The organism is Rhodobacter sp. P1_C2 (assembly GCF_056406375.1).
In genome coordinates this window covers 186,490-207,527 of sequence record NZ_JBFUAG010000009.1, presented here as the reverse complement: position 1 = coordinate 207,527, position 21,038 = coordinate 186,490, and the positions used below count along the sequence as shown (strand labels likewise).

General features: G+C 66.1%; 26 protein-coding genes. 12 read left to right on the top strand and 14 right to left on the bottom strand.

Features of this window, described 5'->3' with window-relative positions; genetic code table 11:
• Positions 1-5: 5 nt before the first annotated feature.
• The gene (locus AC1DZT_RS16880) at positions 6-401 is read right to left on the bottom strand and encodes an autoinducer binding domain-containing protein (protein WP_478007806.1); all 396 of its coding nucleotides are present in this window, start codon (positions 399-401) and stop codon (positions 6-8) included.
• A gap of 208 nt (positions 402-609) precedes the next feature.
• On the opposite strand from AC1DZT_RS16880, the gene AC1DZT_RS16875 reads away from it, so the two are divergent.
• From AC1DZT_RS16875 to AC1DZT_RS16865, 3 genes are all read left to right on the top strand, one after another.
• The gene (locus AC1DZT_RS16875; protein ID WP_478007805.1) at positions 610-1,203 is read left to right on the top strand and encodes a LuxR C-terminal-related transcriptional regulator; all 594 of its coding nucleotides are present in this window, start codon (positions 610-612) and stop codon (positions 1,201-1,203) included.
• A gap of 139 nt (positions 1,204-1,342) precedes the next feature.
• The gene (locus tag AC1DZT_RS16870) at positions 1,343-2,062 is read left to right on the top strand and encodes an acyl-homoserine-lactone synthase (RefSeq protein ID WP_478007804.1); all 720 of its coding nucleotides are present in this window, start codon (positions 1,343-1,345) and stop codon (positions 2,060-2,062) included.
• 102 nt (positions 2,063-2,164) lie between these two features.
• Positions 2,165-3,025, top strand: coding sequence for an urea carboxylase-associated family protein (locus AC1DZT_RS16865; protein WP_478007803.1), 861 nt, complete (start codon positions 2,165-2,167; stop codon positions 3,023-3,025).
• A gap of 110 nt (positions 3,026-3,135) precedes the next feature.
• Here AC1DZT_RS16865 and AC1DZT_RS16860 read toward each other — a convergent pair whose 3' ends face one another.
• Positions 3,136-3,975: an SDR family oxidoreductase gene (locus tag AC1DZT_RS16860; RefSeq protein ID WP_478007802.1), complete on the bottom strand. Its 840-nt coding sequence runs from the start codon at positions 3,973-3,975 to the stop codon at positions 3,136-3,138.
• Positions 3,976-4,058: 83 nt separating this feature from the next.
• Between AC1DZT_RS16860 and AC1DZT_RS16855 the strand changes: the two genes are divergently transcribed.
• Positions 4,059-4,436, top strand: a complete 378-nt coding sequence (locus AC1DZT_RS16855) for a winged helix-turn-helix transcriptional regulator (protein WP_478007801.1) — start codon at positions 4,059-4,061, stop codon at positions 4,434-4,436.
• Here AC1DZT_RS16855 and AC1DZT_RS16850 read toward each other — a convergent pair.
• The 4 genes from AC1DZT_RS16850 to AC1DZT_RS16835 form a co-directional block, all read right to left on the bottom strand.
• Positions 4,424-4,888, bottom strand: coding sequence for an arsenate-mycothiol transferase ArsC (locus AC1DZT_RS16850; RefSeq protein ID WP_478007800.1), 465 nt, complete (start codon positions 4,886-4,888; stop codon positions 4,424-4,426). The genes AC1DZT_RS16855 and AC1DZT_RS16850 overlap by 13 nt on opposite strands.
• A 3-nt stretch (positions 4,889-4,891) precedes the next feature.
• On the bottom strand, positions 4,892-5,362 hold the full coding sequence (locus AC1DZT_RS16845; RefSeq protein ID WP_478007799.1) for a UPF0262 family protein: 471 nt from the start codon (positions 5,360-5,362) through the stop codon (positions 4,892-4,894).
• Positions 5,359-6,669, bottom strand: a complete 1,311-nt coding sequence (hisD, locus tag AC1DZT_RS16840; protein WP_478007798.1) for a histidinol dehydrogenase — start codon at positions 6,667-6,669, stop codon at positions 5,359-5,361. Before hisD ends, AC1DZT_RS16845 begins: the two co-directional genes overlap by 4 nt.
• Before the next feature lie 165 nt (positions 6,670-6,834).
• Positions 6,835-7,848, bottom strand: coding sequence for a GlxA family transcriptional regulator (locus AC1DZT_RS16835; protein ID WP_478007797.1), 1,014 nt, complete (start codon positions 7,846-7,848; stop codon positions 6,835-6,837).
• Between the two features lie 222 nt (positions 7,849-8,070).
• Here AC1DZT_RS16835 and AC1DZT_RS16830 point away from each other — a divergent pair, with 222 nt between their 5' ends.
• On the top strand, positions 8,071-8,859 hold the full coding sequence (locus AC1DZT_RS16830) for a sulfite exporter TauE/SafE family protein (RefSeq protein WP_478007796.1): 789 nt from the start codon (positions 8,071-8,073) through the stop codon (positions 8,857-8,859).
• A gap of 54 nt (positions 8,860-8,913) precedes the next feature.
• Here the strand turns inward: AC1DZT_RS16830 and metG are convergent, their stop codons facing one another.
• Positions 8,914-10,632, bottom strand: coding sequence for a methionine--tRNA ligase (gene metG / locus AC1DZT_RS16825; RefSeq protein ID WP_478007795.1), 1,719 nt, complete (start codon positions 10,630-10,632; stop codon positions 8,914-8,916).
• Positions 10,633-10,696: 64 nt separating this feature from the next.
• Positions 10,697-11,449 carry an SDR family NAD(P)-dependent oxidoreductase gene (locus AC1DZT_RS16820; protein ID WP_478007794.1) on the bottom strand — a complete coding sequence of 251 codons (753 nt, stop codon included), beginning with the start codon at positions 11,447-11,449 and terminating at the stop codon, positions 10,697-10,699.
• 167 nt (positions 11,450-11,616) lie between these two features.
• Between AC1DZT_RS16820 and AC1DZT_RS16815 the strand changes: the two genes are divergently transcribed.
• Complete coding sequence (locus tag AC1DZT_RS16815) at positions 11,617-12,219, top strand: hypothetical protein (protein ID WP_478007793.1); 603 nt, start codon at positions 11,617-11,619, stop codon at positions 12,217-12,219.
• A 9-nt stretch (positions 12,220-12,228) separates the two neighbouring features.
• On the opposite strand, the gene AC1DZT_RS16810 is transcribed toward AC1DZT_RS16815, so the two are convergent.
• Genes AC1DZT_RS16810 through AC1DZT_RS16800 form a run of 3 tightly spaced genes read right to left on the bottom strand, consistent with a single transcriptional unit; the run spans position 12,229 to position 14,087 of the window.
• On the bottom strand, positions 12,229-12,765 hold the full coding sequence (locus AC1DZT_RS16810) for a cytochrome b (RefSeq protein ID WP_478007792.1): 537 nt from the start codon (positions 12,763-12,765) through the stop codon (positions 12,229-12,231).
• A 1-nt stretch (position 12,766) separates the two neighbouring features.
• Entirely contained in the window at positions 12,767-13,342 is a 576-nt protein-coding gene (locus AC1DZT_RS16805) for a YceI family protein (RefSeq protein ID WP_478007791.1), read from the bottom strand.
• Between the two features lie 49 nt (positions 13,343-13,391).
• Positions 13,392-14,087 (bottom strand): ImuA family protein, encoded by a 696-nt coding sequence (locus tag AC1DZT_RS16800; RefSeq protein ID WP_478007790.1) that lies wholly within the window; start codon positions 14,085-14,087, stop codon positions 13,392-13,394.
• 104 nt (positions 14,088-14,191) lie between these two features.
• Between AC1DZT_RS16800 and AC1DZT_RS16795 the strand changes: the two genes are divergently transcribed.
• Genes AC1DZT_RS16795 through AC1DZT_RS16785 form a run of 3 tightly spaced genes read left to right on the top strand, consistent with a single transcriptional unit; the run spans position 14,192 to position 16,321 of the window.
• Positions 14,192-15,229, top strand: coding sequence for an aldo/keto reductase (locus AC1DZT_RS16795; protein ID WP_478007789.1), 1,038 nt, complete (start codon positions 14,192-14,194; stop codon positions 15,227-15,229).
• A gap of 43 nt (positions 15,230-15,272) precedes the next feature.
• Entirely contained in the window at positions 15,273-15,854 is a 582-nt protein-coding gene (locus AC1DZT_RS16790) for a hypothetical protein (protein WP_478007788.1), read from the top strand.
• Positions 15,851-16,321, top strand: coding sequence for a lipocalin family protein (locus AC1DZT_RS16785; protein ID WP_478007787.1), 471 nt, complete (start codon positions 15,851-15,853; stop codon positions 16,319-16,321). Before AC1DZT_RS16790 ends, AC1DZT_RS16785 begins: the two co-directional genes overlap by 4 nt.
• 3 nt (positions 16,322-16,324) lie before the next feature.
• On the opposite strand, the gene AC1DZT_RS16780 is transcribed toward AC1DZT_RS16785, so the two are convergent.
• Positions 16,325-17,164 (bottom strand): helix-turn-helix domain-containing protein, encoded by an 840-nt coding sequence (locus AC1DZT_RS16780; RefSeq protein ID WP_478007786.1) that lies wholly within the window; start codon positions 17,162-17,164, stop codon positions 16,325-16,327.
• 110 nt (positions 17,165-17,274) lie between these two features.
• Between AC1DZT_RS16780 and AC1DZT_RS16775 the strand changes: the two genes are divergently transcribed.
• Both AC1DZT_RS16775 and AC1DZT_RS16770 read left to right on the top strand, forming a co-directional pair.
• Positions 17,275-18,216 (top strand): fatty acid desaturase, encoded by a 942-nt coding sequence (locus AC1DZT_RS16775; RefSeq protein ID WP_478007785.1) that lies wholly within the window; start codon positions 17,275-17,277, stop codon positions 18,214-18,216.
• A gap of 7 nt (positions 18,217-18,223) precedes the next feature.
• The gene (locus tag AC1DZT_RS16770) at positions 18,224-19,117 is read left to right on the top strand and encodes an EamA family transporter (RefSeq protein WP_478007784.1); all 894 of its coding nucleotides are present in this window, start codon (positions 18,224-18,226) and stop codon (positions 19,115-19,117) included.
• A gap of 14 nt (positions 19,118-19,131) precedes the next feature.
• On the opposite strand, the gene AC1DZT_RS16765 is transcribed toward AC1DZT_RS16770, so the two are convergent.
• Positions 19,132-19,731: an NUDIX hydrolase gene (locus tag AC1DZT_RS16765; protein ID WP_478007783.1), complete on the bottom strand. Its 600-nt coding sequence runs from the start codon at positions 19,729-19,731 to the stop codon at positions 19,132-19,134.
• Positions 19,724-20,167 carry a DUF983 domain-containing protein gene (locus tag AC1DZT_RS16760; protein ID WP_478007782.1) on the bottom strand — a complete coding sequence of 148 codons (444 nt, stop codon included), beginning with the start codon at positions 20,165-20,167 and terminating at the stop codon, positions 19,724-19,726. The genes AC1DZT_RS16765 and AC1DZT_RS16760 overlap by 8 nt, the downstream gene beginning before the upstream one ends.
• Positions 20,168-20,376: 209 nt before the next feature.
• Between AC1DZT_RS16760 and AC1DZT_RS16755 the strand changes: the two genes are divergently transcribed.
• Positions 20,377-20,949: an EF-hand domain-containing protein gene (locus tag AC1DZT_RS16755; protein WP_478007781.1), complete on the top strand. Its 573-nt coding sequence runs from the start codon at positions 20,377-20,379 to the stop codon at positions 20,947-20,949.
• Positions 20,950-21,038 lie beyond the last annotated feature (89 nt).

Genomic DNA, 21,038 nt, shown 5'->3' with positions numbered 1-21,038 from the left:
GCGGCCTAAAGCCGCCGCAGCTGGTCCTTGACCGCGGGAGAGAAGTCATCGAAGCCTTCGGTCGCCTCGTGCAACCCGTCGACGATGGCTTCGATCCGGGCGATCTCTTCCGCGTTGTGCGGCCGGCCCGACCGGGTCAGCCCGGCGATGGTGCGCGAATTGGCCGGCCCGAGGGCATAGGTCCAGCCATGGGTCAGCCCGAAAGAGACCGCCGCCGGGATCACACCTTCCGGATCGTTGTCAAGCAGGCTGCTCCAGATCACGCGGCCGGTATGGGTCAGGCCCCAATGCACGACCGGATCGGACAGCATATAGYCCTTGGTCGAATAATGTTCAGCCCATTCAGGCTTGTAGGTCTGATACATCAGCGACGGCGCCGTCAACCGAATGTGAATCGCCAAGGCAAAGCCTGTGTCGCACAATTGTCCGAGTTGGCTCAGATAGCTGGCGACTTCGCCGGCCTTTCCAAGGTCGTTTGCCAAGTGTTCACCTCTAGGATGCTTACTGTTGCGGAAAACACTTAAACCGGGCATTGGTTAACGTGAAGAAGCTAAGTTGTGTCCCAAGGAACGGCAACCTGTTTTAAAGTAGATGGCAATCTTACAGGCGATGCGAAACCAGATCGACCAGATCGCCCCTGCGGGTTTTTACGTGGCCTTGCGGGTCGGTTTCTCCTTTCCTGAAGAAGAACTCAATGCCCTGCCGCAGAACTGGGTCGAGTTTTACACAACTAACGGCCTCGTCGTTCATGATCCGGCGATGAAATGGGTCTATTCCAACACCGGCGTCGTCCGGATGGACGAGATCGTTCTGCCCGACCCGCATCAGGTTCGGGCGCGGGCGGCGGTCTTCGGCCTGTCGCATGGCGCGGTGATCTCGGTCATGGCGCCGTCGGACCGTGGGCGGCGCAGTTATGGCCTGTTCTTTCGCGGCGACCGGACCTTTGCCGAACAGGACCTGTCGGACCTTCTGGGCATCGTCAAGCGGCTGCATTCGGGCGCGACCGATGACCCGAGCCTCACCGCCGCCGAGATCGAGGCCCTGCAGATGCAGGCGGGCGGGTTGCGGCTGAAACAGATCGCGGGCGATCTGGGCATTTCGGAAAGCGCCGTGAAGGCGCGGTTGAACAATGCCAAGAAGAAACTCGGCGCCAAGACCCTGCCGCAGGCCCTGTCGATCGCCTCGGCCCGCCGCCTGATCTGAAGCGGCAATAAGGCAGGCTGCGTCCGCGGTGCCCTTATGGCGCCCAAATCCTCTCAAGGTAATTGATTGGTCATTACACACAACTTGGGGAAGTCTAAAACCAGTCCCACTGCACTTTCATTCCGCTTGAGGGACTCACATGGAAAATATTCGCTTCGACTTCTCGGACCTGCATCGTCATGGCCGTGCCTTTTACGAATTTCTGGCTCTGCGAAAGCAGGTCTTCGTCGACGAGCTGAAGTGGGATGTGCCCCACAATGACGCGGTCGAGATGGACCAATATGATACGCCGATGGCGCATTACTCGATCGTGCTGCGCGAGGGGCGGGTGATCGGCGGGGCGCGGGCCATGGCCACGACCGCGACCTGGGGCGAGCATACCTACATGCTGCGCGACGCCTATTCCGGCAAGCTCAAACATATCCCGCCGCATATCATGTCGGTGGACATCGCCTCGCCCAAGGTCTGGGAATGCACGCGGCTGGTGATCGCCAGCGACATTGCGACCCATGCCGAGCGGGCCGAGTGTCTGCGGCTGATCGTCGATGGTCTGGTCGACACGGTGCGCCCCTTCGGCTGCGAGGAGATGATCTGCCTCTCCTCGCTGCACCTGATGCGGGCCTTGCGCCAGATGGGCTATAGGGTCGACCGTCTGGGCGAGACCTACCGCAATGACGAGGATGGCCGCACCTATGGCGTCCTGCGGATGCCGGCGGACTATTCCAACGCGCGCAAGGGGGCGGTGCAACCCTCGGCCATGGTGCAGCGCCTCTCCGAAGCGCGCCTCTCTGATGGCCCCGCGCGGGTGAAGGTGCCGCTGGAGGCCGCGCTGAAACGCGGGCTGGAGGGGGTCGCCTGAGCGCTCGCCTTGGCAAGTCGATTGCCGGGCCGCCGGGTCATGGCTCTTGCAGTCATGGCCCGGATTTGTGCATCAAGATGGCAGCGAGTCAAAGGATGCCCGATGAAACCCGATGTTCCGGCCCATGCGGCCCCCCTGGACGGAGCCGCCCGCAAGGCGGTGGCTCCGGTGATCTGCTACCCGGTCGAGGGGTTGCCCGCGCCGGACCTCGAACCCTATCTCGCCGCCCGCGCCGGCTGGACCCGGGTGGCCGAGGTGCTGGTGCCGCCGCGCGAGGCCCTGTGCTTCGACGTGCCGGCCGGGCATTTCTTCCGCATCAGCAGCGTCGAGGGGCCGCAGGTCGGTGACCTCAACCTCTGGTCGGCGGCGGATGTGGCGGAGCGGTTCTTTTCCGGCAAGACAAGGGCGCTGCATGGCACGCATCTGTCGGCGGGCGACCGGCTCTGGTCGAACCTGCCTTACCTGCGCCCGATGGCGCTGATCACCGAGGATACGCTGGACTGGTACGGCTTTGATGCCTTCGGCGGCGGCGTGCATGACGTGATCGGCACGCGCTGCGACCCCTATACCCACAACCTTCTGGCGGGCGGCCAGTATCACCATTGCTGCCATTCCAACCTGACCCGCGCCTTCGCCGACCGGATGGGCCTGCCGCTGCATCTGGCGGAACTTGCGGTGCATGACGTGCTCAACGTCTTCATGTGCACCGGCTTCACCCGCGACACCGGCCAGTATTTCATGAAGGCCAGCCCGGTGCGCCCCGGCGACTACCTGGAGTTCTTCGCCGAGATCGACCTGATCGGCGGCCTCTCGGCCTGTCCGGGTGGCGATTGTTCCTCGGAACATTCCTCCGACACCGCCGCCTGCCACCCGCTGCTGGTCGAGGTCTTCAAGCCGCAAAAGGCACCGGCAGGCTGGCAGCCCCCCGGAGCCAACGGCTACGACCGTACCCACGGCCGCTGACCCTTTCATCGGTCCCCAAATATCCCCGGGTGCGAAGCAGTTTGCTGCGCAGCAGCGAAGAAACTGCGCAGCGGGGGTGGAACCCCGGGGTCGGGCCGGGGCGCGCCGTCTCAGGCCAGCGCCTCCCCCACCGTCACCGCCATCGGCGTGGTCGGGTGCCCGATCAGCTTCGACAGGGTCTTGCTGTCGTCAAACAGCGCCCCGCGCGAGGCCTGGTCGTCGCAATCGGCCAGCACCGCGGCAAAACCCGCCGGCAGGCCGAAGCTTTCGAGGATCTTGGCGTAATCGGCGGTCGGCAGCGAATGATAGGGAATGGTCTTGCCCGCCTTGGCCGAGACGACCTCGGCCATCTCCGCCATGGTGAAGGCCGTATCGCCGGCCAGTTCATAGACCTGACCGAGCTTGGTGGGGTCAAGCAGCACCGCCGCGATCGCCTCGGCGTAGTCCTTGCGGGCGGCGGCAGAGATGCGGCCCGTCCCCGAAGACCCGACCATCGCGCCATGCGCGACCGATCCGGCCAGCGACCCGGTGTAATTCTCGGTGTACCAGCCGTTGCGCAGCACGGTATGGGGCAGGCCGGAGGCTGCCAGATAGGCTTCCGTCGCCTTGTGATCCGAAGCGAGGATCATCGGATTCTCCGCGCCCTTCAGGATCGAGGTATAGACGACATGGCCGACCCCCGCCGCCTTGGCGGCATCGATCACCGCCTTGTGCTGCCCGGCGCGGTCGTCGAAATCACTGGACGAGATCAGCACCAGCGTGTCGATCCCCTGCAGCGCCGCCGCCATGACCTCGGGCTTCTTGTAGTCGAAGGCGCGGGCCTCGACGCCCAGATCGGCGGCCTTGGCGGGGTCGCGCACCAGGGCAATCGTGTCGCCGCCCCGGGCTTTCACGGCGGCAATCGCAAGGCGGCCCAGATGGCCGGTGGCACCGGTGATGGCAGTGGTCATGATGATCTCCTTCATGTTGACGGGGGCAGATTACGCCGGTACTAACGAAAAGGAAGAACCCACATTTTGGTTAGTATACTGCAATGGCGCACACTGAACTCTCCGCAGCTGCACGCAATCTGATGAAGGGCAATGTCCTTGCCGCCGACTGCCCCTCGCGGCTGATCCTGCAGCATGTCACCTCGCGCTGGGGGGCGCTGGTGCTGATCGCCCTGGCCGAGGGCACGCTGCGCTTTGCGCAACTGCGGCGGCGGGTGGACGGGATCAGCGAAAGGATGCTGGCCCAGACGCTGCAGGTGCTCGAATCCGACCATCTGGTCCTGCGCGAGGCGCGCGACGTGGTCCCGCCGCATGTCGACTACACGCTGACGCTTCTGGGGGCCGAGGTCGCGACACGGGTCCTCGACCTCTCCGCCTGGATCGAGGACAACCTGCCGGCGCTGGTCGGTCAGCCGGCCTGAGGCACCTCTGGCGGGCCGAAGCGCGCCAGCATCCGCTCGCGGATCTGGTTGCGCGCCTGCCGATAGGCCGAAAGCTTGGCCTCGCGCTGGTCGCCCAGACCGGTCGGGTCGAGGATCGGCCAATATTCGACGTCGATGTGGTAATGCGGCGTCAGGTCCAGCGCCATCCGCTGGCTGGCCGGCGACAGGGCGATGATCAGGTCATATTGCCCCAGATCGTCGCCCCATTGCTGCATCTCCTCGAACGAGCGCGAGCGGTGCCGGGCCAGCTCCACCCCGATCTCCTGGCAGACGGCGATCGAGAAGCCGTCGATCTCCATGTCGTTCTTCACCCCGGCCGACTGGACATAGATCTTCTGGCCGTAAAGCTTCTTCATGATCCCCTCGGCCATGGGCGAGCGCACGGCGTTATGGTCGCAGCAGAACAGCACGGCAGAGGGGAGCTTGCCCATGCATCAGCCCCAGTGCAACACGCAGATGAGGGTGAACAGCCGCCGGGCCGTGGCGCCATCGACCAGGGCCTTGCCCTCCAGCCGTTCCTGCAGCACGCGGGCCCCCTCGTTGTGGATGCCGCGCCGCGCCATGTCGATCGCCTCGATCTGGCTCGGGGGCAGGCGTTTGACCGCCTCGAAATAGCTTTCGCAGATCTGGAAATAATCCTTCACCACCTGGCGGAAGGGCCCCATCGACAGGTGGAACTCCGCCACCGGGCGGCCCGGCTCGTCGGCCACGCCAAAGACCAGCCGCCCGTCGCGGATGCCAAGGCCCAGCCGGTAGGGGCCGGGAAACTCCGCCGCGCGCGGGATCGAGAAGGAATTGTCCTCCAGAAGGTCGAAGATCGCGACCTTGCGCTCCTGATCGACCTCGGCGGTCGGCGGGGTCAGGCCCTTGTCGTCGATCTCGATCGCACAGAGACGGTTGGTCATCTTTGCCCCCCATTCAAGGCATCCAGACGGGCGCGCACCGAAAGCCCGTGCGCCTCAAGACTTTCCGAAATGGCCAGCCGTTCGGCGGCAGGCCCGATGGCGGCCAGCGCCTCGGGTGTCATCTTCGCCATGGTGGTGCGCTTGACGAAATCCATCACCGACAACCCGCTGGAAAACCGCGCCGACCGTGCCGTGGGCAGCACATGGTTCGGGCCCCCAACGTAATCGCCGATCGCTTCCGGAGTCCATGCCCCAAGGAAGATCGCTCCCGCATGGGTGATCCTGGTGGCGAGGGCCTCGGGGTCGGCCACGCAAAGTTCCAGATGCTCGGGCGCCACCCGGTTCGACAGCGCCGCCGCCTCGTCGAGGTTACGCACCGTGATCACCGCCCCATTCTGCGCCCAGGAGGCGCCGGCGATCGCCCGCCGTTCCAGGGTCTCCAGCCGCTTGTCGACCGCCGCCGCCACCGCCCGACCAAAACCCGCATCATCGGTGATCAGGATCGCCTGCGCGCTCTCGTCATGCTCGGCCTGGGACAGCAGGTCCAGCGCCAGCCAATCGGGGTTGTTGGCACCATCGGCGATCACCAGAATCTCCGAAGGCCCGGCGATCATGTCGATGCCGACCCTCCCAAAGACCCGCCGCTTGGCCGCCGCCACATAGGCATTGCCCGGCCCGGTGATCTTGTCGACCGGGGCAATCGTCTCGGTCCCATAGGCCAAAGCCGCGATCGCCTGCGCCCCGCCGATCCGGTAGACGACATCGACCCCGGCAATCTGCGCCGCCAGCAGGACCAGCGGATTGACCACCCCGCCCGGCGTCGGACAAGCGATCACCAGCCGCTCCACCCCCGCCACCTTGGCCGGAATGGCGTTCATCAGCACCGAGGAGGGGTAAGAGGCCAGCCCCCCCGGCACGTAAAGCCCGGCGGCCGTTACCGGCGTCCAGCGCCAGCCCAGCCGCGCCCCCGCCGCATCGGTCCAGGAGGCATCCTGCGGCGTCTGCCTTTCGTGATAGGCCCGGATCCGCGCCGCCGCGAGCTCCAGCGCCGACCGGTCCGCCTCCGAGACCTTGGCGCATTCCGCGGCCATCTCCTCGGCCGAAAAGGCCAGCGTTCCGGCCGTCAGCTCCAGCCGGTCGAACCGCGCCGTCAGCTCCAGCAAGGCCGCATCACCACGGGCCCTAACATCCGCGATGATCCCCGCCACCGCCAGATCGACATCCTCGGCCTCTTCCCGCTTCATCCCCAGAAGCGCCGCAAAGCGGCTTTCGAAATCATCATCCTGGGTCGAGAAGAACATCGGCATGGCACACCCTTTCGCTTGGGGCCTCCATACCCGCCCCCCCAAGTTCAGGCAAGCCAAAGCCCCTTTGCTCTTTGCCCAAATACTCCCGCCGGAGGCAAAAGCCCGAGCCGGTTGGCCGCAGGCCAGAGGCGAGAAAAAAGGAATGCGCCGCAGGCGCGCCTTTTCTTAAGCCGCAACGCCGAAATGGGAAAAGCGGTAAGGCGAGACGCCATATTTTTTCCGGAAGCTCTTGGAGAAATGCGAGGCCGAGGCGAAACCGCAGGCCACCGCCACCTCGGTCACCTTCATGTCGGTCTCCGCCAGCAAGGCCCGCCCGCGCGCCAGCCGCAGATCGTTCATGTAGCGGACGGGGGTGATGCCAAGATGGGCCGAAAACAGCCGCTCGATCTGGCGGCGCGACAGGCTCAGATGGGCGGCGCAGGCGTCGAGGTCGAAGTCCTCCTCGATCCGCGCCTCAAGGAAGGCCGCGGCCTGCAAGAGCTTCTCGTGCCGCGTGCCCAAGCGCGCGGCGAGCGAGGTGGTCTGCTGGTCGGCCTCATCCCTCCGCTGGGTCAGAAGGCACATGTTCATGACCTCTTGCCCGAGCGCCGCGCCATGGCGGTCGGCGATCAGCTTCAGCATCAGGTCGGCCGCGGCCACGCCACCGGCGCAGGTCATCACCCGGTCGTCGATGCAGAAGACCTGACGCGCCGGCGCCATGTCGGGGTGAAGCTCGGCAAAACCCGGGATATTGTCCCAGTGCAGGGTGAACTTGCGCCCCTTCAAAATCCCCGCCGTCGCCAGCGCATAGGCCCCGGTGCAAAGCCCCCCCACGACCCGCCCGCGCCGCCAGAGCCCGCGCAGCCAATCGCCCAGCGCCGCCGTGGCCTTGCCCTCGGGCTCCACCCCCGAGACGACCAGAACGATGCCATCGGGCTGCGCCTCGGGCCAGGCGCCCTCGACCATGACCGGCACGCCATTCGAACAGGCCACCGGCGCGCCATCATCCGACAGGACCTGCCAGCGGAACAGAACCTGACCGGTCAGCTGGTTGGCCATCCGCAGAGGCTCGATCGCCGAGGAGAAGGCCAGCATGGTGAACTTGGGCAGAAGCACGAAGGTGACATTCTGCGCCCGGGCACCCGAGGCCACGCTGACATGGGCCACGCCCCGCGAGACAAATTTGACCGTGTCGTTCATGGAGGCTCCTTTCAGCGCAATGTAACAGAAGCCGCACCGCCCCGCATCTGGGCAAATGTGCAGGGCAGATTTCCGGTTTTGCAGGGCTGGAAAGCGGTGAAACCCGGTTGTGGGCGTTAAACCACGCAATATCAGTTAATTCTATCGAGATTACGTCTTTAGATTGACAGAACCACGCCATGTCGGGAATCTGCCGCCCGACAGCAGGGAGACTCGCGTTTCATGAGCTTTGGCGACATCAATTTTCTCTTTTCCCTTTCCGGCCTCGCCGTCGGCATCATCGTGGGCCTGACCGGCGTGGGGGGCGGGTCGCTGATGACGCCGCTGCTGGTTCTGCTGTTCGGCATCCATCCGGCCACGGCGGTCGGCACCGACCTGCTCTATGCGGCGGCGACCAAGACGGTCGGCACGGCGGTGCATGGCCGCAACAAATCGGTCGACTGGCGGATCGTGCGGCGGCTCGCGACAGGCTCGGTCCCGGCGACGCTGGCGACCTTTGCCGTCATGCAGGCTTTCGCGATCCATACCAGCAAGGGCGGGGTTCTGGCTGTCATGCTGGGGGCGGTGCTTCTGGTGACGGCGGCGACGCTGCTGTTCCGCGCGCAGATCGTGAGCTACCTTGCCGCAAGGATCACGACCACAAATGAGGGGCTGGTGGCCGCCCTGACCATCGTGACCGGCGTGGTGCTGGGCGTGCTCGTCACGACGACCTCGGTCGGGGCAGGGGCCATCGGGGTGACCGCGCTTCTGGTGCTCTATCCGCGCCTGCCGACCCTGCGCATCGTCGGCTCCGATATCGCCCATGCGGTGCCGCTGACGCTGATTTCAGGCCTTGGCCACTGGTACATGGGCGATGTCGACTGGATGCTGCTGGTGACGCTGCTTCTGGGCTCGATCCCGGGCATCATCATCGGCTCGATGCTGGCGCCGCGTCTGCCGGAACGCGCGCTGCGCACGCTTCTGGCGCTGATCCTGGTTCTGGTCAGCGCCAAGCTGATCGGCCTGTTCTGAACGCTATCCCCTTGAAACCAAACGGCCGCAGAGCGATCTGCGGCCGTTGTCGTTTCAGGTCCGCACCCCGGCAAAGCGGGTCTGCCAATCGACGCGCTCCTCGTCGGTGATCTTGCGGAACAGGTTTTCCGGCACGGCGAAGGGGGTCCCCGGTGCCAAGGCGCGGATCGCGGAGGACACGTCGCTGGGCCAGGTCCAGTCGGTGCAGCCCAGCGCCGTCATCATCGTGGCCGAGGCGTCGGGGATGAAGGGCTGCGACAGGATCGCATAGATGCGGATCAGGTTGATGGCGAGGCGGATCATCGCCTGCGCCTTTTCCGGGTCGGTCTTGACCACGGTCCAGGGCGCTGCCGATTGCAGATATTCGTTGCCCACCACCCAGATGCCGCGCAGTTCGGCAGCGGCCTTGCGGACCTCCATCGCCTCCATCAGCGTCTCGTATTCGCGGATGCGGGCGCCGAGATCGGCGATCAGCGCCGTCTCCTGCGGGCCGAAGTCGCCCCCCGCCGGGATCGTCTCGCCGAACTTCGATTTGGCGAATTTGGTCACCCGGCTGACGAGGTTGCCCAGAACATCGGCGAGGTCCTTGTTGACCGAGGCCTGGAAGTTCTCCCAGGTGAACTCCGCATCCGAGGATTCCGGGGCGTGCGAAAGCAGCCACCAGCGCCAGTAATCCGACGGCAGGATCGACAGGGCCTGATCCATGAAGACCCCGCGTCCGCGCGAGGTGGAGAATTGGCCGCCGTCATAATTCAGGTAATTGAAGGACTTGAGGTAATCGACCAGCTTCCACGGCTCGCCCGAGCCGAGGATCGTGGCGGGGAAGGACAGGGTGTGGAAGGGCACGTTGTCCTTGCCCATGAACTGGTAATAGGTCACGTCATGCGCGCCCTTGTCGGTGCGCCACCAGCGCTCCCAGGCCGCGTCGTCCAGACCCTTGGCATCGGCCCATTCGGCGGTGCCGGCGATATATTCGATCGGGGCATCGAACCAGACGTAGAAGACCTTGCCCTCCATCCCCGGCCAGGGCTGATCGCCCTTCTTGACCGGAATCCCCCAGTAAAGATCGCGGGTGATGCCGCGGTCCTGCAGGCCGTCGCCATCGTTCAGCCATTTCTTGGCGATGGAGGTGGTCAGGATCGGCCAGTCGGTCTTGCTGTCGATCCAGGCCTCCAGCTTGTCGCGGAGGGTGCGCTGCATGAGGTACAGGTGCTTGGTTTCCCGCACCTCAAGGTTGGTCGAACCCGAGATCGTCGAGTGCGGGTTGATCAGGTCGGTCGGGTCCAGCTGCTTGGTGCAGTTGTCGCATTGGTCGCCGCGCGCCGAAGGATAGCCGCAGTTCGGGCAGGTGCCCTCGATATAGCGGTCAGGCAGGAAGCGGCCGTCATCCACCGAATAGACCTGCTTTTCCGAGACTTCGCGGATCAGGCCCTGGGCATCCAGAACACCGGCGAAATGCTGGGTCAGCTTGTGATTGCGCTGGCTGGAGGAGCGGCCGAAATGGTCGAAGGACAGCCGGAAGCCCTTGGCGATCTCGGCCTGGACCTCGTGCATCTCGGCGCAATAGGCCTCGACCGGCTTGCCGGCCTTGGCGGCGGCAAGTTCCGCCGGGGTGCCGTGTTCGTCGGTGGCACAGATGAACATGACCTCATGGCCCCGCGCGCGCATGTAGCGGGCGAAAAGGTCGGCGGGCAGCTGGCTTCCGACCAGGTTGCCCAGATGCTTGATCCCGTTGATATAGGGAATGGCAGAAGTGATGAGAATCCGAGCCATGGCGCGCCCCTTGAACCGTTCGCGCCCATTTAACGCGGGCCGCGGCGAAGGGCCAGAGCTAAGGCTAGCCGGCGGTATAGCCGCCATCAACAAGGTGATAACTGCCCGAAATGAAGCTCGCCTGATCCGACAGCAGGAACAGGACCAGATTGGCCACCTCCTGCGCGGTGCCGAGCCGCCCGATCGGGTGCAGCGCCACCAGACCCTGCCGCGCCTCGGCCGGAAGGCCCGACAGCAGCGGCGTGTCGATGAAGGCGGGACCCACGGCATTGGTGCGGATGCCCTTGCCGGTATATTCCAGCGCGGCGGTTTGGGTCAGGCCGAGAAGCGCATGTTTGGCCGCCACATAGGCCGAAGCCCCGGCAAAGCCGACGCTGCCGAGGATCGAGGCCATGTTGACGATGGCGCCGCCGCCGGTCTTCAGCATCTCGGGGATGGCAAAGCGCATGCCGTAGAAGACGGCGTTGAGGTTCACGTCGATCACCTGTTTCCAGCCCTCCAGCGGGTAGTCGCCCAGCGGCACCTGCGGCCCGCCGATGCCCGCATTGTTGACCAGAAGCGACAGCGCGCCGCCCTTTTCGACGGCAAGTGCCACCAGCGCTTGCACCACTTCGGGGTCGGACACATCGCCCCCCGCCGCATGGGCCTGCCCGCCCGCCGCGATGATCCGGGCCGCCACGGCATTGGCATGGTCAAGGTTCAGATCGGCAACCACGACCCGCGCCCCCGCCGCGGCTAGGCTGAGCGCGATGGAGGCGCCGATGCCCGAACCCGCGCCGGTCACAAGGGCGGTCAATCCGGTGAAGCTGATCTGCATGGCGCTCTCCTCTTTCTGAACTCTGCCGCGACCCTGCCACGCGACGGCGGGTCCCGCCTTGATGCAGGTCACGCCGCCTGCCCGGGCGATGCTTGCGAGGGGAGGCGGGTGCTGCTACTCTCATTACATTCAGAAGTTGATTTTTATCCTGTTTTTTGGAGCTTGCGATGACATCTTCCCTTGATGCCTCGGTCCGCAAGGAATTGGCCGAGGCCGACCGCGCCCTGACCACGCTGGAAGGCGAGCTGAAGAAGATCGCCGGCAAGGCGCCGGTCAGCGTGAACCCGGAAAAGGCCCATGCCGCCGCGGTCAAGGTCCACAACTGGCTCAAACGTCACGCGCCGATCTGCAAACTGTCGGGGACCGCCGCCGCTGAGACGCTGGAGCCGGAGTTGCAGGCCGGGCTGATCTGGCTGGACGATGTGGTGACGGCCTTGCTGGCGCTGCAGGCGGCGCTGCGCAAGGCGTCGAAGGTCGCCGAGATGGACTTTGCCAAGGACCCCGATGGCGTGATCAAGGCCACGAAGACGGTCGCCAAGGATGTCGGCGCGCCGCCCTGGATTCCGACCACGCTGGCGAGGATCGAGAAGGAAAGCAAACCCGACACCTCGAAGAAAGAGCGCACCGAGGCCCTGGTCAAGATGATGAAGAAGGGCGAGGAGATCGGCGGCATCACCGGCACCTCGATCTCCGGTCTGGCGCTGCTGCTGATCCTTCACATGATCTGGAAGATGCTGACGCAGAAATCGGCGAAGAAGCCGAAGATCTAGCCGGGGAGCCTAGCCCGTCGTCATCCGCCGGATCGTGCCGTCACGCTTCAGCCCGCGGCGGAGCGCGCCTGCCACATGCACGACAAGCACCGCCATCAATAGCTTGGTCAGGACCGAATGGACCAGAAGGCCCGCGTTCTCCCAGGCCTCCGACACCGGGGCGATCGGCGGGATCACCCAGCGGTCGGCGAAAAGGATGTCAAGCCCGGTGGCCGAGGCATAGGCCCAGCCCGACAGCGGAATGGCGACCAGAAGAAGGTAGGTCAGGTGATGCACGGCCTTTGCCGCCCGCGTCTCCCAGGCCTTTGGCGGGCCCAGCGGGGCAGGGGGCGGGCTGATCCGGTGCCAGACCAGCCGCAGCGCCACCAGCAGCAGCGCCGTCAGCCCCATGGTCTTGTGCAGCCCGTAAAGCCAGAGGTTGGCAAGGCCGGGCTGGATGCTGGCGAGCCTTGTGCCGAGGACGAGCAGCGCCAGGATCAGCACCGCCATCGCCCAGTGGATCAATCGGCTGATCAGGCCGAAATGGGTGGCATCGTTGCGCAGCATCTCAATTCGCTTTTTCGATCCGGGCCAGGATGTTCAGCCGGACCTGATCGCCCACCATGTCGCGCCAGCCCTGCGCACCAAAGGCGCTGCGGGCGACGGCGCCGGTCAGGCGGATGGTCAGATGGCTCAGATCGCCGGCCACGGTGCCTTGCTGGCGGTAGATCTCGGCGTGAAAGCTCGCGGGCTGGGTGACGCCGCGGATGGTGATATTGCCACTGACCGTGGCGCCCTCGGCCTCGGCCTTCACCCCGGTCGAGACGAAGGAAATCTCGGGAAACTCTGCCGTATCAAGCACTTTCGGCCCGCGCATCGCCTGGGTGGCAAAGGGAAAGCTGGCCTCTGCCCCGGCGGCGTTCAGCGTGACCTTGACCTTGGAGGCCGCGACATTGGCGAAATCCAAGGTCAGGTCGGCCTTGGCCACTGGCATGGTGCCGCTGATCTTGTCGGGGCCGAAATCGGTCTCGAAACCGACCGAGGAGAGTTCGGGCTGCAGATGATAGGCCGCCGGCGCGGCGCTGGCGCCTTCTGCCAGCATGGGGGCCGCGAGGAGCAGAAAGAGTTTTGCAATCAGGCGCATGGCGTCTCCTTTTGCGGAGCCTAGCACGGATCGGCCGGTCTTTCCTTCACTAAGCAGTGTGGTCGGGCAGAACCGAGGCCTCCAGACGCGCCTCATGGCCTTCGGCCAGATCCTCCATCAGATCGGGCGCTTCGCGGCGCAGATGGAAGGCGGCTTCGGGGGCCATGCGGGCGCGCAGACGGCGCAGCACCCAGGCACTGCGCCTGGAGATGAGGGTGGTGCCGCTGGGGGCCGCCGCCATGTGCCAGCGGCTTTCCACCCCCTGCGCGCCGCCCTGTTCGGGGGTGAGAAGCAGCCCCAGGGGCGGCAGGCGCCCGGCATGGCGGGCGGCCTCGGCCCCGGTCTCGGCGGCCAGATGCAGGCGGCGCACCGGGGTCAGGCCGGGGGGCACCGTCAGATCGGTCAGCACCAGGGGGGCGGCGCCCGAGCGCAGGGCCTCCTCCATCGACCAGAGCAGATCCTCGGGCCGGCGCGCCCGGGCAAAGATGATCCGCCCGGGGTCGGCCAGTTCGGCCAGACCCGCAGGATAAAGCCGCTCGGGCAGCCAGCCCGGGCCGATCCAGATCACCGGCCCCTGGCTTTCGCCGAGGATCAGCGCCGCCAGCGCCGTGCGCGCCGGGCCGCAGATCTCATGCACCCGTCCCCGCGCCAGCCCGAGGCCGAAGTCGCGCCAAAGCGCGCCGGGCAAAGCCTGCACGGGCCAGGGCTGGCGCCCTTCCGGGGTATGGAGAATCGGCAAGGCCATGCCAAAGTCTAGGATGTTCGCGCAATGTTCTCAATCCCATCGGCTTTCCTTCCGCCGCCGCAGGCCCTAGCGTGGGGCGCAGGCGGATGGGGCAGAGGCAGGCGATGCAGCAGATCGATTTGGGACGGACCGGGATCAAAGTGTCCGAAATTTGCCTTGGCACCATGACCTGGGGCAGCCAGAACACCCTGGCTGAGGGCCATGAACAGATGGATCTGGCGCTGGAACGCGGGGTGAATTTCTGGGACACGGCCGAGATGTATCCGGTCAACCCGGTCGCCCGGGAAACCGTGGGCCGCACCGAAGAGATCATCGGCGCTTGGTTCGCCGCCCGTGGCCGGCGGGCGGATGTGGTGCTGGCCACAAAGGTCAGCGGCGCGGGTCAGGCGGCGGTGCGCGACGGCGCGCCCCTCAGCGCGGCCACGATGCGCCAGGCGGTGGAGGCCAGCCTGAAACGCCTGCGCACCGACCATATCGACCTTTACCAACTGCATTGGCCGAACCGCCAGCACTATCACTTTCGCAACACCTGGCGCTTTGACCCCCGCAAGGGCGACCGCGTGAAGATCGAAGCGCATATGCTGGAAATCCTTGAGCTTTCGGCGCAGCTGATCGCCGAGGGCAAGATCCGCCACATTGCACTTTCCAATGATACGGTCTGGGGGGCGGCCAAGTGGCTCTCGCTCGCCGACACGCACGGATTGCCGCGGATGGCGACGGTGCAGAACGAATATTCGCTGCTCTGCCGCCAGTTCGACACCGACTGGGCCGAGTTTTCGGTGCTGGAGGAGATGCCGCTTCTGGCCTTCTCGCCGCTCGCCTGCGGGATCCTCTCGGGCAAGTATCAGGGCGATGTGACCCCGGCAGGCTCGCGCCGGTCGCTGAATGCGCAGTTGAGCGGGCGGATCACGCCACGGCTTTTCCCGGCGGTGGAGGCCTATCTGGACATCGCCCGGCGCCACGGGCTCGACTCCTGCCAGATGGCGCTGGCCTTCTGCCGCAGCCGGCCCTTCCCGACGATCCCGATCGTCGGGGCCACCAGCACGGCGCAGCTGGCCAACAACCTGACGCAGATCACCCTTTCGCCCGAGGTGCTGGCCGAGATTTCGACCGCCCACCGCGCCCATCCGCAACCCTATTGACCGTGACCGACGCCAAGCCCCCTCCAGAGCCGAAATCGAGAACATGATGCGCCTCTTGGCCCGAATTTGCGTTCTTCTGACCCTGCTGGCCGCCTGCCAGATGCAGCTGCCGCAGAAGGAGGCGCCGAAGTCCGCTGCCCCCGCCGCAACGGGCGAGGCGGTCACCCCCCTTGTGGGCGAGGCGATTGCGGTCACCCCCCTCGACGGGCCGGCACCCGCCACAGCCGCCCCGGGCAAGCCCGCGGCGAGTGCCGTGACCGTCGAGGTGCCCGACAAGACCACCCCGCGCCCCAAACCGCGGCCTTCGGACAGTACCGCAACGGCCGCCGCAAGCCAGTCCCAGACCCCGACCCAGACCCCCGCGCCTGAAGCCGCGCCGAAACCCGTTCCCCCCGAACAGGCGCTGTGCGAGAAGGCGGGCGGGCAATGGGCGGAGATGCCGGGCTCCAGCGGGCGGATCTGCGTCCACCGCACGCGGGATGGCGGCAAGGCCTGCCGCTCCAAACGCGATTGTCAGGGCGAATGCCTTGCCCGTTCGGGCAGCTGTTCGCCCATCACCCCCCTGGTCGGCTGCAATGACATCCTGCAGGCCGACGGAACCGAGGTTACCCTGTGCCTGCAATGAAACGCCTTCTGCCCCTCGCCCTGCTTCTGGCCGCCTGCGCGCCCAAACCCGTGGTGGAGCCGGTCTACCGCGACACCTCGCGCCAGGTCTATTCGATCGCGGGCTTCGCGCCGGGGCGGATTGCGGGCCACTGGAACCAGGTCGCGGGCTTTGGCACCGCCTGCAGCGGCGGCTCGATGGAGATCGGCGCCCAGACGACCTATGCGCTTTGCCTGCCCTCGGGCGTGAAAAGCGGCGCGGGGCCGATGCAGGCCGCGGTGCCGGGGCGGTTCGATCTGCCCGGGGTCGGGCCCTTCTGGGTGCTGTGGGTCGATGGCGACAACCGGACCATGGTGGTCGGGCAACCCGCGGGCAAGTTCGGCATGATCCTGAACCGCGACGCCCATCTGCCGCCCGACCGGCTGAAGGCCGCCCGGGATATCCTGGAGTTCAACGGCTATGACGTCAAAAACCTGAGGGTTTACTGAGGGTCACACCGCAAAGCCGCGCAGCGCCTCGGCGGTGTGGCGGGCCGAATGCCCGGCCTCGCGCACCAGCCAGTCGAAATGGCGCGACACTTCGATCACCTTGGCGGGGTCGGAAAACACCAGATATTGCCGCCCGAGGTAGACCACCGCCCGTTCGGTGCCAAAGATGGTGACCGGCGCCGAAAACACCCGCCGCGCGTCGAAAAGGTACAGCCGCAGGGTCGGGTAAAGCATCTCGGTCAGGCTGGCGAGTTCATCCATCTGGGCTTGCCGCAGGGCGCGCGGCAGGCCCGACCAATAGCCGGTGCCCGCCGCAAAGCCGATCAGCTCGTGCCGGGGCAGGGCGATTTCGAAATCGGAATGGGCGGATTTGAGCCAGACCCTCTGCGCCTCGAAGATCTCGATGGCGGCGGCGGCATCGCGGCCGAGCGCGGTCTCATATTCCCATTCGACCACGGCGCGGGTTTTCAGGATATCGGGCAGCGTGGCCGGCACATGGCGGATCTTGGTGCCGGCAGCGGCGCGGTGCCAGGAGAAGATCATGTCATCGAAGAGGGCGCGCGGCGCGGGGACCAGGGTCACCGCCTCTTCGGCGAGGCGGTCGGGCGGGGTGGGACGGTCGGTCAGGCCCAGCAGCCAGTCGGTCGAAACCCCCAGCGTCACCGCGCAATCGGCGGCGGCCTGGGCATTGGGCAGGCGCGTGCCCGGCGCCAGCAGGGCCGAGATCGTCGAACGGTCGAGCCCCGCCTGCCGCGCCAGCGCCGATTGGCTGATCCCGGCCTCGGCCATCGCCTGGGCCAGGCGGCTGCGGAACAGCGTGGCGCGGTCACGTCTGTCGATCATATCGGGCATTTGGTGATTTCCCAAAACAATGTTGACGTTTTCTTGCGTATTCTCTGAATTCCGAACAGGTCTGGCAAGTGCTAACCTCCAAGGCACAATCGGAGAAGCAAATGCCCGCCAGCAAAAGAGAAATTGAGTGGCCGACCCTGATCCTGCTGGCATTGACCTACATCTTCTGGGGCCTGGGCACCGCGCTTTGGGGGCAGAGCATGGTTCTGTCGGTCCTGCTCGCCGGTGTGGCGATTGCGCAATTCTCCTCGCTGCAGCACGAGGCGCTGCATGACCATCCCTTCCGCCAGCCGCTGTTGAACGAGGCGCTGGTCTTTCCCGCGCTTGCGGTGCTGGTGCCTTATCGTCGTTTCCGCGCGACCCATCTGCAGCACCACCATGACCCCGATCTGACCGACCCCTACGACGACCCGGAATCGAACTATTGCGACCCGGCGGTCTGGGCGCGGCTGCCCGTTCCCCTGCGGCTGATCCTGCGCGCCAACAACACGCTTCTGGGCCGTGTGCTTCTGGGACCGGTGATCGGCATCTGGATCTTCGTGGCCAAGGATATCGCCCTGATCTGGCGCGGCGACCGTGCGGTCATCGGGGCCTGGATGCTCAACCTTCTGGGGCTGCTGCCGGTGGCCCTGTGGCTGCATTGGGTCGCCATGCCGGTCTGGGCCTATGGGATCGCGCTTTACACAGGCTTTGCCCTGCTCAAGATCCGCACCTTCCTTGAACATCGCGCCCATGCCGCCTGCCGCGCCCGCACCGTGATCGTCGAGGATCGCGGGCCGCTTGCCCTGTTGTTTCTCAACAACAATCTGCATGTCGTCCATCACATGCACCCCCAGGTTTCCTGGTACAAGCTGCCGGCGCTTTATGCCGCGCGCCGGGCGCATTACCTGCGGCGCAACGAGTCTTACGTCTATGCCAGCTATGGCGAGGTGATCCGCCGCTACCTGCTGCGCGCCAAGGACCCGGTGCCGCATCCCCTGTGGTCCGCCGCGCCGGAAATCGTGCAGGATCAGGATTTACTGTGCGAGGACCGGGTGGCATAGAGATGCCATGCATCCTTTCCTGCCGATCACCCTGCTTGCGGCTGCCCTGCAGACCGCCAGATTCTCGCTGCAAAAACAGCTGAAGGTTCTGGGTCTTTCGACCTTTTCGGCCACGGCGGCGCGGTTCGTGACCGCCTCGCCGCTGGCCATTCTGGTGACCGCAGGGCTGATGCTCTGGCGCGGCTATGGCTGGCCGGATCTGGCGCCGGGCTTCTGGCTGTGGGCGCTGGCCGGGGGGGCTGCGCAGATCGCCGCGACCTTCTGCACCGTCTCGCTTTTCGCGCAGCGCAGTTTTGCGGTGGGGATCGCGTTTACCAAGACCGAGGTCCTGCAGGTCGCCCTCTTCTCGGCCGTCTTTCTGGGCGAGACGGTGTCGCCCTCGGGCCTTGCCGCCATCCTGCTGGGTCTGGTCGGCGTCCTGATCCTGACCCGGCCCAAGGGCGGCTGGAAGGGCGATTTCCTCAACCGGGCCACGCTGCTAGGTCTGGTGGCGGGCGGGCTTTTCGGGGTGGCTTCGGTCGCCTACCGGGCGGCGACGCTGGCCGTCGGGCGCGAGGATGCCTTCTTTCGCGCGGTCTTTGCGCTGGCGGTGGTCACGACCCTGCAGGTGGTGATCCTGTCGCCCTGGCTGATCCTGTCGAAGCGCGACGAGATGGCCCGCATCGCCGCCGCACGCCGCCCGGCCTTCTGGGCGGGGATCACGGGCATGCTGGCAAGCCTCGGCTGGTTCTGGGCCTTTGCCCTGATGAACGCGGCCTATGTGCGGGCGGTGGGGCAGGTCGAGCTTTTGTTCACGCTGGCCGTATCGACCTATGTCTTCCGCGAGATCCCGTCGCGGCGCGAGCTTCTTGGCATCGCCCTGCTGGCGCTGTCGATCATCGGGATCGTGTTGACGGCCTGATCGGGGCCGCCTGATCAGGTCAGGCGGCGAAAGGTCGGCACGGCGCCGGAGTTGTCGAAGAAGGGCACGCCGGGCTGCGGCACGCCGGCCAGCAGGGCGCGCAGTTCGGCCAGCACGATCTCGGTGATGAAGGGCAGATCGAGGCCGCGGGTCCGGGTCAGCTCCACCCAGTGCAGATGCGACAGCTCGTCCTCGGCGGCGGAGAAATCGTCGAGCGCGCCTTCGATGGCATCGGCATCGGCCAGCAGAAATCGCGCATCGAAGCGGCGGGGCATTCCGCGCGGCGTGATGGCGCGGAAGATGAAGCGCAGCGGGGCGCCGGGCGCGAGATGAAGCCCGGTCTCCTCGCGCAGCTCGCGCCTTGCGGCCCCGACGATCGCCGCGGGCGCGGGAGAGCCGGGCAGGGGGCAGGCGGCCAGACGGTCCAGACAGTCCGGCGCAAGGCCAAGGGCTGCGGCGGCGTCGCCGGGATCGACCCTGCCGCCCGGAAAGACGAATTTCGACGGCATGAAGGCGGCGCTGGCCCCCCTTTGCCCCATCAGGACCGCGGGACCGGCATGGGTCTGCCGCACCAGCACGAGGCTGGCTGCGGCATGGATCGGCACCTCAGGCATGTTCGGGCAGCGCGGGGTCTGCCTTGGGGTCCATGCCGAAGCCATGCATCCGCTTGGCCCATTGCAGGGCGACGATCGCCCCCTTGAGCCGCGGCAGCAGGGCCAGCGACAGCGTTGCCGTGCCGAGGGTGAACATCGTGGCCATGACCATCGGGTCAGGGCGCCATTCGACGAAGACCCAATACATCAGCGGCGCCATGATATGGCCGACGATCAGGATGGTCAGATAGGCCGGGCCATCATCGGCGCGGTGATGGTAGAAGGCCTCACCGCAGACCGGGCAATGGTCACGCACTTTCAGATAGCTTTGCAGCACGGGGCCGGCGCCGCATTTGGGGCAACGGCAGGCAAAGCCACGGCGCAGCGCGGGCCAGAACGGGCGCTCGCCGGTTTCTTCGTCCTCGGTCAGCAAGACCGGAGCTTGGTGTTCACTCATCGCGGGTTCCTTCTCTGCCTCCTATGTAGAGGATCGCCGCCCGAAAGTTGAGACCCCGCAGCAGGGGAGCGCCGCTTTGTCGCGGCTTCCCCGCGGCTCCTCCCATCGCACGGTTTCGTGAAGACCCCCGCGACGGAAAGCCCGCACCGCCCCGTATCACCTGCATCGAGACCGGGCGCGTTGCCCGGTCAGAACCTGAGGTGATGAAGATGATGACGCACAAGAAGCTTGGCTTTGGCCTGATGGCCGCCGCTGCCGTCCTGTTCGGCTCGGCCGCGATCGCCGACAACATGCGCCCGATGCCGCCGCATGGCATGGGCATGATGATGGGCGGTTTCGACTTTGCCGCGGCGGATACCAACAAGGACGGCAAGGTCTCGCTGGAAGAGTTCAACGCCTACCGCGCCGCCAATGCCGCCGGGATCGACACCGACAAGGATGGCAAGATCTCGGTCGAGGAACTGGCCAACATGCATCTGAAGCAGATGCAGGATGCCGCCACCGCGATGGCGACCCGGATGGTCAAGAACCTTGACACCGATGGCGACGGCAAGCTTTCGGCTGCCGAACTCGTCGCCGGTCCGCTGCCCGAGGCGGCCTTCGACCGGGCCGACACCAACCATGACGGCGTCGTCGATCAGGCCGAGGCGGATGCCGCCGCCAAGATGATGATGCGTCATGGCCCGCATATGGGCGACCATGGCAAGGGCGGCCACAAGAAGCCTCCGATGGAGGATGGCGACGCGCCGGCGCCGGATCAGGACGGTAACGGCGGCAACTGAGCCGCCCTTGCCTGCCGCGCGCCGGACGAGACGTCCCCGATCCGGCGCGCGGGACCAGGGGGGCAGAGGCCGACCCGATTGCTGAACCT